The organism is Acidobacteriota bacterium (assembly GCA_016184105.1).
Classification (GTDB): Bacteria; Acidobacteriota; Vicinamibacteria; order Vicinamibacterales; family 2-12-FULL-66-21; genus JACPDI01.
Window position 1 is genome coordinate 17,598 of record JACPDI010000031.1, and the last position, 17,321, is coordinate 34,918.

At 68.2% G+C, this 17,321-nt stretch carries 15 protein-coding genes; 3 read left to right on the forward strand and 12 right to left on the reverse strand.

Features of this window, described 5'->3' with window-relative positions; genetic code table 11:
• Positions 1–6: 6 nt before the first annotated feature.
• The 12 genes from HYU53_11555 to HYU53_11610 all read right to left on the reverse strand — a co-directional run bounded on the left by HYU53_11555 (position 7) and on the right by HYU53_11610 (position 14,517).
• The gene (locus HYU53_11555; protein MBI2221827.1) at positions 7–2,220 is read right to left on the reverse strand and encodes a glycine--tRNA ligase subunit beta; all 2,214 of its coding nucleotides are present in this window, start codon (positions 2,218–2,220) and stop codon (positions 7–9) included.
• On the reverse strand, positions 2,221–3,150 hold the full coding sequence (locus tag HYU53_11560; GenBank protein MBI2221828.1) for a glycine--tRNA ligase subunit alpha: 930 nt from the start codon (positions 3,148–3,150) through the stop codon (positions 2,221–2,223).
• A gap of 20 nt (positions 3,151–3,170) precedes the next feature.
• Positions 3,171–3,926: a DNA repair protein RecO gene (gene recO, locus HYU53_11565; protein MBI2221829.1), complete on the reverse strand. Its 756-nt coding sequence runs from the start codon at positions 3,924–3,926 to the stop codon at positions 3,171–3,173.
• 26 nt (positions 3,927–3,952) lie between these two features.
• On the reverse strand, positions 3,953–5,326 hold the full coding sequence (gene mgtE, locus HYU53_11570; protein MBI2221830.1) for a magnesium transporter: 1,374 nt from the start codon (positions 5,324–5,326) through the stop codon (positions 3,953–3,955).
• Between the two features lie 129 nt (positions 5,327–5,455).
• Positions 5,456–6,358 (reverse strand): GTPase Era, encoded by a 903-nt coding sequence (era, locus tag HYU53_11575; GenBank protein ID MBI2221831.1) that lies wholly within the window; start codon positions 6,356–6,358, stop codon positions 5,456–5,458.
• A gap of 2 nt (positions 6,359–6,360) precedes the next feature.
• A complete protein-coding gene (locus HYU53_11580) occupies positions 6,361–7,608 on the reverse strand; it encodes an HlyC/CorC family transporter (protein MBI2221832.1) in 1,248 nt (415 codons plus the stop codon).
• Positions 7,605–8,105, reverse strand: coding sequence for an rRNA maturation RNase YbeY (gene ybeY / locus HYU53_11585; GenBank protein ID MBI2221833.1), 501 nt, complete (start codon positions 8,103–8,105; stop codon positions 7,605–7,607). Before ybeY ends, HYU53_11580 begins: the two co-directional genes overlap by 4 nt.
• Positions 8,106–9,026, reverse strand: a complete 921-nt coding sequence (locus tag HYU53_11590; protein ID MBI2221834.1) for a PhoH family protein — start codon at positions 9,024–9,026, stop codon at positions 8,106–8,108. It abuts the gene before it with no gap.
• 138 nt (positions 9,027–9,164) lie between these two features.
• Complete coding sequence (gene aspS, locus HYU53_11595) at positions 9,165–10,937, reverse strand: aspartate--tRNA ligase (protein MBI2221835.1); 1,773 nt, start codon at positions 10,935–10,937, stop codon at positions 9,165–9,167.
• A 5-nt stretch (positions 10,938–10,942) separates the two neighbouring features.
• Complete coding sequence (gene hisS, locus HYU53_11600) at positions 10,943–12,310, reverse strand: histidine--tRNA ligase (GenBank protein MBI2221836.1); 1,368 nt, start codon at positions 12,308–12,310, stop codon at positions 10,943–10,945.
• Positions 12,311–12,313: 3 nt separating this feature from the next.
• Positions 12,314–12,880 (reverse strand): gamma carbonic anhydrase family protein, encoded by a 567-nt coding sequence (locus HYU53_11605; GenBank protein ID MBI2221837.1) that lies wholly within the window; start codon positions 12,878–12,880, stop codon positions 12,314–12,316.
• A 20-nt stretch (positions 12,881–12,900) separates the two neighbouring features.
• Positions 12,901–14,517, reverse strand: a complete 1,617-nt coding sequence (locus HYU53_11610) for an amidohydrolase (protein ID MBI2221838.1) — start codon at positions 14,515–14,517, stop codon at positions 12,901–12,903.
• A 64-nt stretch (positions 14,518–14,581) separates the two neighbouring features.
• Here HYU53_11610 and moaA point away from each other — a divergent pair, with 64 nt between their 5' ends.
• From moaA to HYU53_11625, 3 genes are read left to right on the forward strand one after another with little or no spacing between them, the layout of a single operon-like run.
• Complete coding sequence (gene moaA, locus HYU53_11615; GenBank protein ID MBI2221839.1) at positions 14,582–15,601, forward strand: GTP 3',8-cyclase MoaA; 1,020 nt, start codon at positions 14,582–14,584, stop codon at positions 15,599–15,601.
• A 6-nt stretch (positions 15,602–15,607) separates the two neighbouring features.
• Complete coding sequence (locus HYU53_11620; protein MBI2221840.1) at positions 15,608–16,507, forward strand: ABC transporter ATP-binding protein; 900 nt, start codon at positions 15,608–15,610, stop codon at positions 16,505–16,507.
• Positions 16,507–17,304: an ABC transporter permease subunit gene (locus HYU53_11625; protein MBI2221841.1), complete on the forward strand. Its 798-nt coding sequence runs from the start codon at positions 16,507–16,509 to the stop codon at positions 17,302–17,304. The genes HYU53_11620 and HYU53_11625 overlap by 1 nt, the downstream gene beginning before the upstream one ends.
• Positions 17,305–17,321 lie beyond the last annotated feature (17 nt).

The window sequence follows — 17,321 nt, forward strand, 5'->3', positions numbered from 1 at the left end:
ATGTCTCTATAACTCCGATTGAGGGACGATTTCAGAAATATCGGCGAGCTGGAGAACCAGGTCGCGCAGTTCCGCCATCAGCGCCAGCCGCGCGGTCTTGAGCGCGGCGTCATCGACCATGACGAAGACTTCGGTGAAGAAGCGATCGACCGCGGGACGCAGCGCCGAGATCTCGGTCAACGCGCGCCGGTAATCGCCGCCTGCGACCGCCTGCTGCACCGCCGGACGGCGCGCATCGAGCTGCTGGAGCAGCGCCTGCTCGGCCGGCTCGGTGAGCAGTGACCGCTCGAGCGGCGCGCGGGCGCGCTCCATGGGCACGCCCTCGTCCAGTTCCTTCGCGATGTTCTTCACGCGCTTGAACAGGACCGCGAGCGCGAGGAAATCCTCCCCCTTGCGGACGTCCTGGAGCGCGTCGGCGACGCGCCGCGCGCGGAACGGGCTGACGTCCCACTGCTGCGTCACGGCGCGCACCGTCTCGATGGGATAGCCGCGCTGCTCGAGCACGAATCGCACGCGCTCTCCGACGAAGCCGCTGAAATAATTGAAGCCGCCCCAGGGGAAGCCGGTCTCGCCGATGTGCCTGCCGGCGCGTTCGCACAGCGCCTCCAGACCGATCTCCAGTCGCAGCCCGGTCAGCTCCGGCAGATCCATCAGGATGCGGACGATCCCCTGCATCTGCCGCCGGATCCCGTACGGGTCGCGCGACCCCGTCGGCCGCTCGCCCGCCTTGAAGAGCCCGACGACGGTATCGAGCTTGTCGGCGAGCGCGACCGACGCCCACGAGACGGCAGCCTCGACCAGGTCCGCGCGCTTCGGCGCGGCATCCGCCTCCACGGCAACCGGCAGGTAATGGTAGTAGATCGCCTTCCAGACCTGCTCGGGCGCCCCCTCTTCGCGCGCGTAAATGCCGCCCATCGTGCCCTGCAGCTCGGTGAACTCGAAGACCATGTCGGTCGTCAGGTCCGCCTTGGCGAGGCGCGCGGCCGTGGCGGCGAACTCCGCCTGATCGGGCTTCCCAAAAGTCTCCGCGGCAATCCAGCGAGCCAGCTCCTCGATGCGTTCCGCCTTCGCGCGATAGCTGCCGAGCTGCTTGTGGAACAGCAGCGTCTCGAGCCGCGCGAGCCGCGACTCGAGCGGCGTCTTGAGGTCGCTGTCCCAGAAGAACTTCGCGTCCCGCAGCCGCGCGGCGAGCACCCGCTCCGCGTTGGTCGAAATCGTGCGCTTGTCCTGCGGCTCCGTGTTGGTCACCGCAAGGAACGCGGGCTTCAGCTTGCCGTGCTCGTCCACCACCGGAAAGAAGTGCTGGTGGTGAATCATCGAGGTCGTGAGCACTTCCGGCGGAAGATCCAGGAACGCAGGATCGAACGCGCCGGCGATGACCGTCGGGTACTCGACGAGGTCCGGCACCTCCTGCAGCAGCTCGGCGTGCCCCATCGGCAGCACGCGGGCGTTCAGCCGTCGCGCGTGCATGTCCAGCTCGCGCGTGACGCGCTCGCGGCGCTCCGTGCGATCCAGCACGACGAAATGCTCCGCCAGGCGCGAACGGTACTCGTCGAAGTTGCGGACCTTGATCGATCGCCCGGCGCGGCCGCTCGTGGCGAGGAACCGGTGCCCGTAGGTCAGCGCCGCCGACTGGACCTCCTGTACGTTCGGCCCGCGCGCCAGCTCGGTGCGACCGATCGTGAACGGGACGACGCGCCCTCCGTACAGAAACAGCAGCCACCGGATCGGACGGCCGAAGACCAGCTCCCCCTTCCCGTCGGGCAGCTCCGCGTCCCAGTGCATCTGCTTCGGGAACGACAGGCTCCTGAGGAGCACGCTCAGCACGCCGGGCAGCACGTCGGCCGCCGCACGGCCGCGATGGTGGCGATTGACCGCGAGGTACTCCCCCTTGGCGGTGGTCACACGCGCGAGCCGGTCGACTTCGACGCCGTTCTTTCTGGCAAAGCCGGCCGCCGCAGCCGTGGGCTGGCCATCCCTGAAGGCGGCCGACACGGGAGGGCCGGTGATCACTTCCTCGAGGTCCTCCTGCCGCTCGGCGACTTTTCCGACGCGAAGCGCCAGCCGCCGTGGAGTGGCGAACGTCTCGGCGGGATCGGACTTGAGCCGGAACTCGGCGAGGGTCGCGTCGGCTCGCTCCTTGAGCTGACGCGTCAGCCCCGGCAGCCACGAGGCCGGCAGCTCCTCGGTGCCGATTTCGATGAGCAGCTCGCGGTCCATCTAGGGTTTTTCCCCCGCGGTCTCCGGCTGCCCGGAGCCCTCCGCCCTGACCTCTGGCCTCTGGTCCCTGGCCTCCGGCTCCCCCACCCACGCCTTCGCGATGGCCACGGCAAGCTGGCGCACGCGCAGGATGTAGGCCGCGCGCTCCGTCACGCCGATGCTGCCGGATGCGTCGAGGATGTTGAACGCGTGGGAGCACTTCAGGCAGTACTCGAGCGCCGGCAGCACGAGCCCGGAGGCGAGCAGCGTCCGCGCGAAGGCGTAGTACTCGTCGAACCAGCGCCGGTGCTGTTCGGCGAACTGCGCGCGCGGGATTCCCACCTGGCCGAACACGTATTTGGACTGCTCCACCTCGTCGCGGTGCCGCACGTCCCGGTACTTCACGCCGCTCGCCCATTCGAGGTCGTAGACGTCTTCCACTCCTTGAAGGGACATCGCGAGACGCTCGAGGCCGTAGGTCAGCTCCACCGAAATGGGCGCAAGGTCGAGGCCTCCGGCCTGCTGGAAATAGGTGAACTGCGTGATCTCGAGCCCGTCGAAGAGCACCTGCCAGCCGATGCCCCACGCCCCGAGCGTCGGCGACTCCCAGTTGTCTTCCTCGAACCGCACGTCGTGCGCGCGCAGGTCGATCCCGCAGGCCTCCAGGCTCTGGAGGTACAGCGCCTGCGCTTCATCGGGCGCCGGCTTGAGGATCACCTGGAACTGGTGGTGTTTGAACAGGCGGTTCGGGTTCTCGCCGAAGCGGCCGTCAGCGGGGCGCCGCGATGGCTGCACGTACGCGACGCTCCACGGCGACGGCCCGAGCACCCGGAGAAACGTCTCGGGGTGCATCGTGCCGGCGCCCATCTCGGTATCGAGCGGCTGCTGCAGGAGGCCCCCGCGCGAGGCCCAGAACTCCGACAGCTTGAAAATGAGATCCTGCAGCGTCAGCATTATCGATTCGCGCGCGCTCACCTGAGCTCACGCAGCACGCGCGCGCTCTTCAGCTCCTTGTCGAGATGCGCCGCAATCAGCTTGCGGTGCGCGCGCTCCAGCTCGCGCGCGGCGCGCGCCGGCAGCACCGCGCCGGCCAGCTCGCCGGGCGTCATCCGCCGCGCGGCGCGCAGAAACGCCATCGCATCGGCCGACAGCGCGGCCGACGCCCCCGCGTGCGCCGACGCACAGCGCCGGCACAGCATCACGCGGTCGCGCATCACGACCGCGGCCCCGCGCTCGAGCGACTCGCCGCACGCCGGGCACGCCAGGAGCGAGGGGTACACGCCCTGCAGCCGCAGCAGCCAGTACTCGAAATATCGCGCCAGCGCCTCGACCGGCGCGCCGGCCGCGAGCGCATCGAGCGCGGACGCCCCGAGGCGGAACAGCGTCTCGCTCGGGTCCGCCTCCTGCGCCCACTCGTCGATCAGCTCGGCGAAATAGGAGACGTAACTGAGCGCCGCGTCGCTGCGCTCCCCGGCGAGGGCGAGGGGCGACCTCGCGGTCTCGACGAAATTGATCCGCACCAGCTCGCGGTTCTCGCGCTCGTAGTACTGCACATCGCCCCGCGTCAGCGGCTCGAGCGCACCGACGAAGCGCGACCGCGGACGCCGCGCCCCCTTCGCCACGCCGCGCTTCTTGCCGCGGTCGCGCGTGAGGAACACGACAATCCGATCGGCCTCGCCAAGCTTATAGGTACGAAGGACCAGCGCTTCGGACCGGTACACAGGCACGGGGCAATTCCCCCATCTTATCGCGCCTAGCGGGGGTTCTGCAGGTATCGCAGGAAGATCGTCCCGAGGCCGAGGAACGAGAAGAAGCCGAACACGTCGGTCAGCGTCGTGATGAAGACGGACGAGGCCAGCGCCGGGTCGACCTTCAGGGCGCGGAGCGCCAGCGGGATCAGCGTGCCGGCGGTCGCCGCGACGAACATGTTGATGATCATCGCCATGGCGAGCACCGCCCCCAGGAACGGGTTCCCCTGCAGCGCCCAGGCGCCGAGGGCCGCAATCGTGCCGAGCGCAACGCCGTTGCCCAGCCCGACCACCGCTTCCTTCATCAGCGCCTTGCGGCTGTTGCTCCACGTCAGCTCGCCGAGCGCGATCCCGCGGACAATCACCGTCAGCGTCTGCGTGGCCGCGTTGCCCCCCATGCCCGCCACAATGGGCATGAAGACCGCCAGGGCGACCACCTGGCTGATGGTGCCCTGGAACAGCGCGACGACCGAGGCCGCGATGAACGCCGTCACGAGGTTCACCGCCAGCCACGGCAGACGCTTCCGCAGCGATTCCATCGGCGAGGTCAGCACGTGGTCGTCGCCGGGCACGCCCGCCAGGCGGTACACGTCCTCGGTCGCCTCGTCCTTGATGACATCGATGACGTCATCGACGGTGATGATCCCGACCAGCTTGTTCTCCTCGTCCACGACCGGGATCGCCAGCAGGTTATAGGAGGCGACCTGCCGCGCCACCTCCTCCTGGTCGGTATCCACGCGGACGCTGATCAGGTCCGTCGTCATGATGCGCTTGAGCGGCGTCTCGGGAGGCACCAGCAGGAGGCGGCGCAGGGAGACGACGCCCACCAGGTGCCGGCGGGCGTCGACCACGTAGAGATAGAAGACCATCTCCACTTCGCGCGAGCCCTGGAGCGCGGCGATCGCTTCGTTGACCGTCATGTCTTCGGCAAGCGCGAAGACATTCGGGTTCATGATGCGGCCGGCGGTCTGCTCGGGATACTCGAGCAACTCGCCGACGCCGCCGCCCGGCCTGGGCTTAATTAGCGCGAGGACCGCGCTCGACAGCTCGTCAGGCAGGTTATCGACGATGGCGGCCGCATCGTCGGACGGCAGTTCCTGGAGGAGGCGGACGATTTCCTCGGCAGAGTGGTCCGACAGCAGGTCGGCCGCCCCCTCGGGGCCCAGCTCGGAGATGGACTCCATCGCCAGGCGCGGGGCGCGCTCGACGAGGAGCGAGAACGCGGACCGGCGCTCCTTGTCCGTCACCGCGCTGAAGATCTGCGCCAGGTCGGCGGCGTACTGTTTCTGGAGCAGGTTCACCAGGTTGGACGTCGCCCCCATGCGCAGCAGGCGCTTGACGGAATCGACGATGACCTCGTGTTTGCGCGGAGCCGCCATATGGACGTCCGATCCTGATGAAGGAAACTCCTAAATTTACCATGGAGAACACACCGCTGAACACGCAGAAAACGCAGAATCAGAAGGAACTCCGCACGTTCGGCGGGTTCCGCGGTGAAAAGCGGGGCGCTACCTGCGGCGGTTGGTGCGCGGGACGCCCAGGTCGTCGAGGAGCCGGTCGTTTTCCCGCCAGTCGGCGTTCACCTTCACGCGCAGATCCAGGAAGACCTTGGTCCCGAACAGCGACTCGAGTTCCTTGCGCGCCTCGGTGCCGATCCGCTTGATCATCGCGCCGCCGCGGCCGATGACGATCGGCTTCTGAGATTCCCGTTCGACGAGGATGGTCGCAAACAGCCGCAGCAGGCCGCCTTCCCGGTCCGGCTCCTGGAACTGGTCGATGACCACGGCCGTCGTGAACGGCAGCTCCGCGCCCGTGTGCCGCAGCAGCTTCTCGCGGATGATCTCGCCGGCCATGACGCGCTCCGCCTGGTCGGTGAGGTAGTCCTCTGGATAGAGGGGTTCCCCTTCGGGCAGGTGCGACACGATGACCTGTTCGAGTCGCTCGACGCCGTCGCCGTTGTCGGCCGAGACCGGCACGATGTCGGCAAATTCGTGCGCCTGTCGATACGAGTCGATGAGCGGCAGCAGCTTCGTCTTGGCGATCAGATCGATCTTGTTGAGGATCACGATGGCGGGAACCGACGCCTTCCTGACGAGGTCGAGCACGAACTGGTCGCCGTGACCGAACGCTTCCGACACGTCCTTGACGAGGCCCAGCACGTCCACGTCGCGAATGGTCTCGAGCGCGGCATCCACCATGCGGACGTTCAGCCGGTGCAGCGGGCGGTGAATCCCGGGCGTGTCGAGCACGACGATCTGGCCGTCAGGACGGTTCTTGACCGCGAGGATTCGGTTTCTCGTCGTCTGCGGCTTGTCGGAGACGATCGCGACCTTCGTCCCGATCATGCGGTTGAGCAGCGTTGATTTCCCGGCGTTCGGGCGGCCGATGAACGACACGAACCCGGAGCGCATCCCTACCCGCGCTCCTCGGCCTCGACGGTCTCGGGCTGCGGCGCGCGCCGCATTCGCACCTTGTGGATCCGGCGGCGCTCGGCCTCGAGCACTTCGACCGCCACGCCGTCAATCTGGAAGGTCTCTCCCACCGCCGGCACGCGGCCCAGATGCGTGAGCACGTAGCCGCCGACGGTTTCGAACCCCTCTGGCTCGATCGTGATCCCCAGGCGCTCGGCCATGTCCTCCACGCTCACCTTGGCGCTGAACGTGAAGGCGCCGCCCCCCTCGTCCACGATGGGCTCCGACTCGACGTCGTACTCGTCGCGGATCTCCCCCACCAGCTCCTCGAGAAGGTCCTCGAGCGTGACGAGGCCGGCGGTGCCGCCGTACTCGTCCACGACGATCGCGATCTGCACCTGCCCGCGCTGGAACTCCTTGAGAAGCTCCGCGACGCGCTTGGTCTCCGGCACGAACGTGGCCGCCCGCACGAGCGGGCCGAGCGACTCGTTCTCCCGGAGGTCGTCGTGGCGGATCAGGTCCTTCACGAAGACCACGCCGATGATGTTATCGAGGTTCTCGGTGAAGACGGGCAGGCGTGAATATTCCTGCTCCTTGAAGAGCGCGCGCAGCTCTCCGATTGTCGCGTCGGCGGGAATGGCGGCGATGTCTGGACGCGGCGTCATCACCTCGCGCACGAGCGTGTCACCGAAATCCACGATCGAGCGCAGGAGCTGGCGCTCTTCGCTCTCGGTGAGCGCGGGTTCCTGTTCCTGCGGCGCCTCCTGGCGCGCCGGCGCGTCTTCGCCGGCGTCCTGCCGGTCCTCGGCCCCCTCGCGCCGGCGATCGCGCGTGAGATTAATCAGGCCCGAGGAGAGCGGCGCCAGCGCGCGCACCACGGCATCGAAGGACGGCAGCAGCAGCTCGAGGACGCGCTCGGGGTCGCGCCGGATGATCAGCAGCGGGATGAGATGCTCGCAGACCAGGACGAACACGCTGACCGCCGCCAGCAGCGCGGCGAACGACCGCCAGGTGCCGCCGCCGGTGAGCGTGGCCAGCAGCACGGTCGCGAGCGCGAAGATGATCCCCAGCAGCAGCCGGACGGGGAGGAACAGCCGCACGGGCTCGTCGAGATACCGCCCCAGCCGGTCGCGCGCGTCGCGCTCCACCATGAGCCGGAGCGACAGCTTCATCAAGGCGCTGAACGCCGCCTCGATCGTGCCCGCGTAGACCGCGGCCAGCCCGAGCAGAAAGAGAAGAAGCGGAATCATCGCGCGCGCTCGATCAGGCCTTCGCGGAGGCCGCCCCTGCGCCGCAGCCGGGCTTCGAGGCGCGCCATCCGGCCCCGGTCCCGCTCATGATCGTACCCGATCAGGTGCAGGAGCCCGTGCAGTGCCAGGACGCGCAATTCCGTGCGGAGGGCATGGCCGGCCTCGCGCGCCTGTTTCGCGGCCACCCCGCGGGCGATGACGATGTCGCCGAGTGAGAAAAAGGGGTTGGGAGCCTTCTTCCGCATCTGCCGGCGCGAAAAAGGCTCCCGACCCCTTTTTCTCACCGCAAACGACAAGACGTCGGTCGCGTAGTCCTGCTTTCGGTAGGTGCGATTCAGCGCGCGCATGCGCGCGTCGGAGACGAGCGCGACCGTCACCTGGCCGCGCGCGCGGCGGGGCGCGACGGCGGCGAGCCAGGCCGCCAGGCCGGGGACGCGGGCCGGCCGCCCGTACGCGTCCACGATGGCGACGCGAAGCCGACTGTCGGGATCGGCCAACTAGGACTTCCCGTTCGTAAACGACTCGTACGCCTTCACGATGCGCTGGACCAGCGGGTGGCGCACGACGTCACGGTCGTCGAAAAACACGATGCCGATGCCTTCGATTCTCTCCACCACGCGGAGCGCCTCGACCAGCCCGGACATGCGGCCCGACGGCAGGTCGATCTGCGTCACGTCGCCGGTGATCACGGCCTTCGAGCCGAACCCGAGGCGCGTGAGGAACATCTTCATCTGCTCCGACGTGGTGTTCTGCGCCTCGTCCAGGATGACGAACGCATCGTTGAGCGTGCGCCCGCGCATGAACGCGATGGGCGCGATCTCGATCGTGCCCCGCTCGATCAGCCGCTCGACGCGCTCGGTGTCGAGCATGTCGTACAACGCGTCGTAGAGCGGCCGCAGGTACGGGTTGACTTTTTCCTGCAGGTCGCCCGGCAGGAACCCGAGCTTCTCGCCCGCTTCGACCGCCGGCCGCGCCAGGATGATCCGGCTCACCCGCTTGGACAGCAGCGCCGCCACGGCCTGCGCCATCGCCAGGTACGTCTTGCCGGTGCCCGCCGGCCCGACGCCAAACACGACGTCGTACTTGTCGATGGCATCGAGATATCGCTTCTGGTTGATGCTCTTGGCGACAATCTGCTTCTTGCCAGACTGGACGGCGACCTCCTTCGAGATCACGTCCCTGACCTCGACGGTTTCGTCCTGCTCGATGAGCCGCGTCGCCGTCCTCACGTCTGCACTCGTGATCGTGTGGCCGTTCCGCATCATCGATGTCAGCTGCGCCAGCACGCGCTCGGCCTTCGCCACGTCGTCCGGGTCCCCTTCGACGAGGACGTGGTTGCCGTTGGTGCGCAGGCGCACGCTGAAAGTCGCTTCGATGTTCTTGAGGTTCTCATCGAGAGGGCCGACGAGGGATTCCATCCCGTCTTCGGGAACGGTGACCTTGCGGGGCGCGGCGGTGGGGATGTCGGTATCTCCTGTCGTCACGGCGGCTGCCGCTCAGCGGCTGAAGCGGGGTGCCGTGCAATTCTACTACGGTCCGGCTGAACGCCCGGACCTTTACGTGCCTTTCCGAATCTGCAAGTGGAGTTCCCGGAGCTGGCGCTGATCGACCGGCGATGGCGCCCCCGCCATGAGATCGACGGCCTGGGCCGTTTTCGGGAACGCCATGACATCGCGGATCGACTGCTCGCCGGCGAGCAGCATGACCAGCCGGTCGACCCCGAGCGCGATGCCGCCGTGCGGCGGCGTGCCGTACTGAAGCGCCTCGAGGAAGAACCCGAACCGCGCCTTCGCTTCTTCCTCGGCAATCCCGAGCAGCCGGAACATGCGCGACTGGAGCTGCTGATCGTGAATCCGGATGCTCCCGCCGCCGATTTCCGTCCCGTTCAGCACCAGATCGTACGCCTTGGCGCGCACCGCCCCGGGCTCGCTCTCCATGCGCGCCAGATCCTCGTCGAGCGGCGAGGTGAATGGATGGTGCATCGCGAAGTAGCGCCCGTCCTCCTCGCTCCACTCGAGCAGCGGGAAGTCCACGACCCACAGGAAGCGGAAGTCGGCCGGCTTCAGCAGATCGAGCTTCTTCGCGAGCAGCAGCCGGAGCTGGCCGAGCAGTTTCGAGGTCGCCTCCGGCTCGCCGGCCGCCATCAGCAGCAGGTCACCGGGTTGCGCCTTCGCCTGCTGCAGCGCGGCGCGCAGGGCGTCTTCGCCAAGCGCCTTCAGCGCGGAGCTCTGCACCGTGCCTTCCGCCGCGCGCGCCCAGATCAGTCCCGACGCCCCGAGCTGTTTCGCCTGCTCCGTCAGCTCATCGGTCTCGCGGCGCGAGAACCTCGCCGCGCCAGGCACGGCAATCGCGCGGACGGCCCCCTTCGCGGCGAGCGCATCGCGGAACGGCGGGAACGGCGATGCCGAAAACAGCGTCGAGAGATCCTCGATCGGCATCTCGACGCGGAGGTCCGGCTTGTCTGACCCGTAGCGCGCGATCGCCTCCGCATAGGACATCCGCCGGAACGGCGTCACCGGCTCCTGCCCGATCAGCCGGAACATCGCGACGATGAGCGGCTCGATGACGCCGAAGACCAGCTCGCGGGTGGCGAAGGACATTTCGACGTCCACCTGCGTGAACTCGGGCTGGCGGTCGGCGCGCAGGTCCTCGTCGCGGAAGCACTTCACGATCTGGAAGTAGCGGTCCATCCCCGAGATCATCAGGATCTGCTTGAGGATCTGGGGGGACTGCGGCAGCGCGAAGAACTCGCCGGGGTGGATGCGGCTCGGCACCAGGTAGTCGCGCGCCCCTTCCGGCGTGGACTTGGTCAGGATGGGGGTCTCGATCTCGAGAAATCCCTGCGCGTCGAAGTAATTCCGGACGGCAAGGAGCACACGGTGCCGCAGCTCGAGATTGTGCTGCATACGCGGGCGGCGCAGGTCGAGATAGCGGTAGCGCAGGCGCACGTCTTCATTGATCGTCGCCGACTCGTCCGCGATCGGAATCACGGGAGACCGGGCCTCGCTCAGGATGCGGATCTCGCGCGCCGCCACTTCGATCTCGCCGGTGGCCACCTTCGGGTTCACCGCCTCGGCCGCGCGCTGCTCGACGGTTCCTGTCACCGCGATGACGAACTCTCCGCGCACGCGTTTTGCCACCTCTGCAATGGCATTGCGCGCGACGACTTGCGTGACCCCGTACCGGTCCCTCACGTCGATGAACACGAGCGAGCCGAGATCGCGGACGCGGTGCGCCCACCCGAGCAGGATCACGTCCCTGCCGGCGTGCTCGGGACGCAGCTCGCCGCATGTGTGGGTACGGTAGGTGTCGCCTAGCGGTTCCGCCATCGCATTCACGGTTCGGGATTCAGGAGCGCCGACACGTATGACGCGGCGCGCGCGCGCGACATCGTCTGCTGGCCCCCTGCCGTCAGATCTTTAATGGTAACGCTGTCCGCCTGGCGCTCCGATTCGCCGACGATGGCGGCGAAGCGGATGCCGCGCGCGGAGGCCAGCTTCAATTGCTTGCCAATCTTGTCCGCCTCCGGGTACACGTCCACGCGCAATCCCGCCTGCCGCAGCATGGCGGCGACGGCGAGCGCGTCGGCGGGGGGCTCCCCTTCGAAGAGCGTGACGAGCACATCGGCGGCGCCGCGCGTCACGGCCGGCGGGAACATCTTGCGCTCGGTCATCACGACGAGGATGCGCTCGAGGCCGAGCGAAAACCCGCAGGCGGGAACGTCCTCTCCCAGGAACATGCCGACCAGGCCGTCGTAACGCCCTCCCCCGCCGAGGCTGCCGGCGAGGTCCCCGACGGCAATCTCGAAAATCGCACCCGTGTAGTACGACAGGCCGCGCGCGAGGCTGGGATCGATCGCGAGGTAATCGCCCGCGCTCGTGCCCGCCGACAGCGCGACGATCTCCGCGAGCTCCGCGAGGGCGCGCGAGGCGCCGTCTCCCACGCCGGCGCTCAACGTCTCCACCGCCCGCTGGTTGAAGGGACGCGCCTCCCGCACGCTCCCGCGAAGCGCTGCGATGGCCTCGAACGTGTCGAGCAGCCGCCCGCCTGCGGCGGCCGGGATTCCACGCGTCGCGAATTCCGCGGCGACCCCTTCGCGTCCCACCTTGTCCAGCTTGTCCACCGCGATCAGCGCCTGCTCGTGTTGTGGTTCGGCGATGCCGAACGCGTCGAGCATGCCTCGCAGCAGCCGGCGGTGGTTCAACCGGATCACGAACTCGCGGAAACCCAGCTCCCGCAGCACGTCGGCGACGGCGGCGCACAATTCCGCTTCGACGACCATCGACGTCGATCCGACGACGTCGACGTCGCACTGGTAAAACTCGCGAAAGCGCCCGCGCGCCGGGCGATCCGCGCGCCAGACCGGCTGAATCTGGTACCGCTTGAAGAACTTCGGCAGCTTGCCCCGGTGCTCGGCGACGACGCGGGCGAGCGGGACCGTCAGGTCGTAGCGCAGCGCGAGGTCGGCGACACCGCTCGATTCTCCCTCCCCGCGCTTCAGGATCTTGAAAATGAGCTTGTTGCCTTCCTCGCCGTACTTCCCGAGCAACGTGTCGATGTTCTCGACGGCGGGGGTCTCGAGCGGCTCGAATCCGTACGCGCGGTACACGCGCGTGATGACGCCGATCACGTGCTCGCGCCTGCGGATATCGTCCGGAAGGAAGTCGCGCATGCCGCGCGCGGGCTGGGTGCGTCGGTCCATTGCTTAGCGCTGCGGCGGCGCCCCTTCGGGGCACTCCCCTCCGGCGCCGCGCCTGGCGGTGCGCTCCGGCATGTAGTCCATCCGGTAGCCGACGTAGCGCCGCGCGTAGTCCCGGATCGACGCGACCTCCTGCTCGGTCAGCGGCCTCCGCACTCTCGCCGGGCTGCCGACCACGAGCGAGTGCGGCGGGACCGCCGTCCCCTCGGTCACCAGCGAGCCGGCCGCCACGATCGAGTCGTGGCCGACGGTGGCGCCATTGAGCAGGATCGCGCCCATGCCGATCAGGCACCGATCCTCGATCACGCAGCCGTGGAGGATGACGCCGTGCCCGACGGTGACCTCGTCGTGAAGGTGCGTCTCGTGCGTGCCGCGCATGACGTGGACGATCGTGCCGTCCTGCAGGTTGGTGCGGCGGCCAATGCGGACGATGTTCACGTCGCCGCGAACCACGCAGTTCATCCAGACGGAGCTCTCCGCGCCGATCGCGACGTCCCCGATGATCTGGGCGCTTTCGTCGATGAACGCGGAGGGGTCGATGGCCGGCGTGATGCCGCGATACGGGCGAATCACAGGATCATCTTATCAATTATCTATCTGACCGTCGGGTATCCGATCCCCAGCTGCTCCAGGTACGTCTTGTACTTCGTTGCGTCATAGTAGTACTTCTTCATCGCCGGCCGGTAGCGGTCCATGATCTCCTTGTTCAAGTCGATCGCCGGTCTGTCCTGCGGGCGGACGAGCGGTTCGTACTTCTGGTCGCTGGTCTGAACGTTCCGGTAATAGTCCCACGCCTGCGCCACCAGGTCCGGCGTCAGCAGCAGGTCCAGCATGGTCATGGCCTGGACCTTCGCGCCCGCGACGACTCCCTTGTGCGCGATCGGCGTCGCCATCGCGATGGCATTCGCCCAGTTGTGCCCGGGCAAGCCGGGAATGTTCGACGGGAAGCGGAGCGTGACGGTCGGCACGACCCATGACACGTCCCCGATGTCGTCCGAGCCACCGCCCCGGTTGTCTTCATCGGGCACGGGGCCGGTCAGCTTGCTCAACTCGGTGTCCAGGCCGCGTTCCGCCGTCTTCAACTCCTTCTGCAACGCCCTGGCCAGCTTCTGATCGTCCTCACTCCACTGCGGCAGCCCGACCTTCTGGATGTTGGCGTAAGTGGTCTCCGCCACGACCTTGTTGAAGTGCTGCGGCCAGGCGGAGCCGAGCACGCGCGACGGCTGGAGGGTGGTGTCGGTCATCATCGCCGCTCCCTGCGCGATGCGATCGCCGATCGCCCACATCTCCTTGATGCGCGGATACGTCGTCTCGCGGAAGTAGTACCAGACGGAGGCCGTGCGCGGGACGACGTTGGGCTGATCGCCGCCGTTGCGGATCACGTAGTGCGAGCGCTGCTGGAGGCGCAGGTGCTCGCGGCGGTAGTTCCAGCCCGCGTTCATCAGCTCCACGGCGTCAAGCGCGCTGCGGCCGCGCCAGGGCGCGCCGGCGCTGTGGGCCGTCTCGCCGACGAACGTGTACTCGACGGAGACGAGGCCGTTGCCGTCGCGCTGTCCCCAGGAGACGCCGAGGTTATTGCCGACGTGCGTGAAGAGCGCCACGTCGACATCCTTGAAGTAGCCGTCGCGCACGAAGTAGGCCTTCGTGCCCACGAGCTCCTCGGCCGTGCCGGGCCAGATCCTGATCGTGCCTTTGATCCCGTCGCGCTCCATCAGCTTCTTCACCGCGATCGCCGCGACGAGGTTGAGCGCCTGGCCGGAGTTGTGCCCTTCGCCGTGACCGGGCGCGCCTTCGACGAGCGGGTCGTGATAGGCGACGCCGGGCTTCTGCGAGGATTGCGGGATGCCGTCGATGTCGGACCCGAGCGCGATGACCGGCTTGCCGGAGCCCCACGTCGCCATGAAGGCGGTCGGCACGCCGGCAATCCCCTCCTCCACGGTGAACCCGTTCTTCTTGAGGATGTCCACGAGGTAGCGGTGCGTCTCAACCTCCTGGAAGCCCAGCTCTCCGAAGCTGAAGATGGAGTCCACCATCTGCTGGGCGAGGTCGGCGCGGGCGTCGACCTCCGCCGCGGCCTCCTGCTTCAGCCGGTCGAGCCGCGGATCCGCGTTCGCCGGCTTCGCCGCGGCCTTCGACGCCGCGGGCTTCTGTTTCTGCGCACTGCCGACAAGCGGAGCGGCACAGGCGCACAGCACCGCGGCGGCAATCATCACGGGACGGACATCGCGCATGAAAGGAGCCTCCGGACGCCGATTATAATTGAGGTGTACGCCCATGCTCCGCGACTCCCTTGGACGCCCGCTGCGCAGCCTGCGGCTCTCGGTGACCGACCGCTGCAACCTTCGCTGCCAGTACTGCATGCCGGAGGAAGACTACGTCTGGCTGCCGCGCGAGCACGTGCTGAACTATGACGAGATGGTACGCATCACCGACGCGTTCACCGACGCCGGCGTGGATCGCGTGCGCCTCACCGGTGGAGAGCCGCTGCTGCGGCGGAACCTTCCCGCGCTGATCGAAGCCCTTGCCGCGCGACCGGCGCTGGCCGACTTGGCGCTCACCACCAACGGCGTGCTGCTGGCCGCGCAGGCGGCCGCGCTCCGCGCGGCGGGGCTGCACCGGCTGACCGTCAGCCTCGATACGCTCAGGCGGGAACGCTACCTGCAGATTTCCGGCGTCGATGGGCTCGCGGCCTCGCTGGCCGGCATCGACGCCGCGCTCGCCGCCGGCTTCCCACCGCCGAAGCTCGACACCGTCGTCATCCGCGGCCTGAACGATGACGAGATGGCGCCGCTGCTGGAATACGCGCGCGGGATCGGGTCGGAGATCCGGTTCATCGAGTACATGGACGTGGGGGGCGCCACGCACTGGACGATGGACCAGGTGGTGTCGCGACGCGAGATGCTCGAGATCGTCGAGCGGCGCTACGGCCCGGCCGCGCCCGTGGAGGAGGAATCCTCGGCGCCCGCGTCGCGGTTCCGCCTGTCGGACGGCACGGTCTTCGGCATCATCGCCTCCACCACCGAGCCGTTCTGCCGCACCTGCGACCGCAGCCGCGTCACCGCGGATGGCGTCTGGCTGCTGTGCCTGTACGCGTTGAGCGGGACGGACCTCCGCGGCCCGCTACGCGCCGGCGCAACGCGCGATGACCTGCGCCAGATCATCGAGACCGTGTGGAAGTGGCGTACCGATCGTGGCGCCGAGGAGCGCCGCACGGCGAAGCGCCGTGACGTGCTGATTCCGCTTGCCGCCCTCAAGCGCAACGCGCACCTGGAGATGCACACCCGCGGCGGATAGCGCTGCATGACCGACATCGCCGTCCAGGCCGTCGATCTCACCAAGCACTTCGGGCGCGTGCGGGCGCTCGAGGGGTTGACGCTCGAAGTCGGGCGCGGCGAGATCTTCGGCTTTCTCGGCGCGAACGGCGCCGGCAAGACCACCACGATCCGACTGTTGCTCGATCTGCTGCGCCCGACTCGCGGGCGCGCGCTCCTCAATGGCCATGACTGCCGCCGCAACAGCCTGGCGGCACGCGCGAGCGTCGGATACCTGCCCGGCGAGATGCCGGTGTACCCGGACGCGACGGCGCGGCAGCTCATCGCTTTTCTCGCCAGCCTGGTGCCGCAACCGCTCGACGTGGCCTGGCTCGACACGCTGCAGCGGCGTTTTGGCCTGACCGACGCGGTGCTCGACCGCCGGCTCGTGCAGCTCTCGCACGGAATGAAACAGAAGGTCGGCCTGGTTCAGGCGCTCGTGCGGCGGCCGCCGATCGTCATTCTCGATGAGCCGACAGCGGGGCTCGATCCGCTGATGATCGAGGCGTTCTCAGAAACGGTCGCCGACCTGCGCGCCGCCGGGCACACCGTGTTTCTCTCGTCGCACGTGCTCTCGGAGGTCGAGCGGTTGTGCGATCGCATCGCGCTCGTGGCGTCGGGCCGCCTCGTGAAGCTCGCCAGCATCGACGAGATCCGCCGGGACTTCCCGCGCCGCGTGCGCGTGACCTTCGCCGGCGCGGCGCCTTCCCCGCCGGCGCTGCCCGGTGTCGTGGTACTACAGGTATCCGATCGCGAGTGGCGCCTGGAAGTGCGCGGCGAACTGGGCCCCGTCCTCGGAGCCGTGGAAGGGGCACAGATCGCGGACGTGCAGATCGAGAACTTCAGGCTCGAGGACTACATCCTGGGTCTCTACGAGGAGCGCCCGTAGTGCTGCTGGCGCTCCTTCACCGATCGTTTCGCCGCGCCCGCGCGCTGCTCATGGCTCTGGCAGCGGTCCTCGCAGCGTTCCAGGTCCTCGTGGTGCTTGCCGCCGGGTACCTGCACCAGCAGGGGGGCTTCTCACAGGTCGTCGCGCTCCTCCCGCCGATGGCCCAGCAGCTCATGGGAGGGGTGTTTTCCTCCTTCGGCAGCATGGTCGCGTTCGGCTACTTCCACCCGGTGGTGATCATCGTGATGGTCGGCCTGGCGATCGTCGTGGCAAGCGAGCCGGCGGCCGACGTCGAGTCGGGCGTCGTGGACCTCGTGCTGGCACGCCCGATCCGCCGCGGTCACCTCGTCACGCGATCGTTGCTGATGCTGCTGCTGACCACCTCGATCATCGCCTCGCTGATGGTGGCCGCCTCCTGGTCCTCGCTCCAGATGCTGGCGCCGCCGGGGGCGAGCCTGCGAGCCGCGGTGGTCGCAAAGCTCGCCACGAACCTCGTCGCGGTCGCGTGGGCTGCAGGCGCACTCGCCCTCGCCGTCGCGTCGCTTGCCAAGCGCCGCGGCGCCGCGGCGGGCGGCGTCGCGATCGTCGTCCTCGCGCTGTACCTGCTCAACGTTCTCGCCGAGATCAACCCCCGCATCCGTCCGTACGCGCCGCTCTCGCCGTTTCACTACTACCAGCCGATCGGCATTGTGTCGGGAATGGGCACCCGGTGGGCCGGTGACGTATCGCTGCTGGTCGGCGTGGCTGCCGTGTTTGCGGCGGTGGCGTTTGTGGCGTACTCGAAGAGAGATCTCTGAAGCCGTTTCACCGCAGA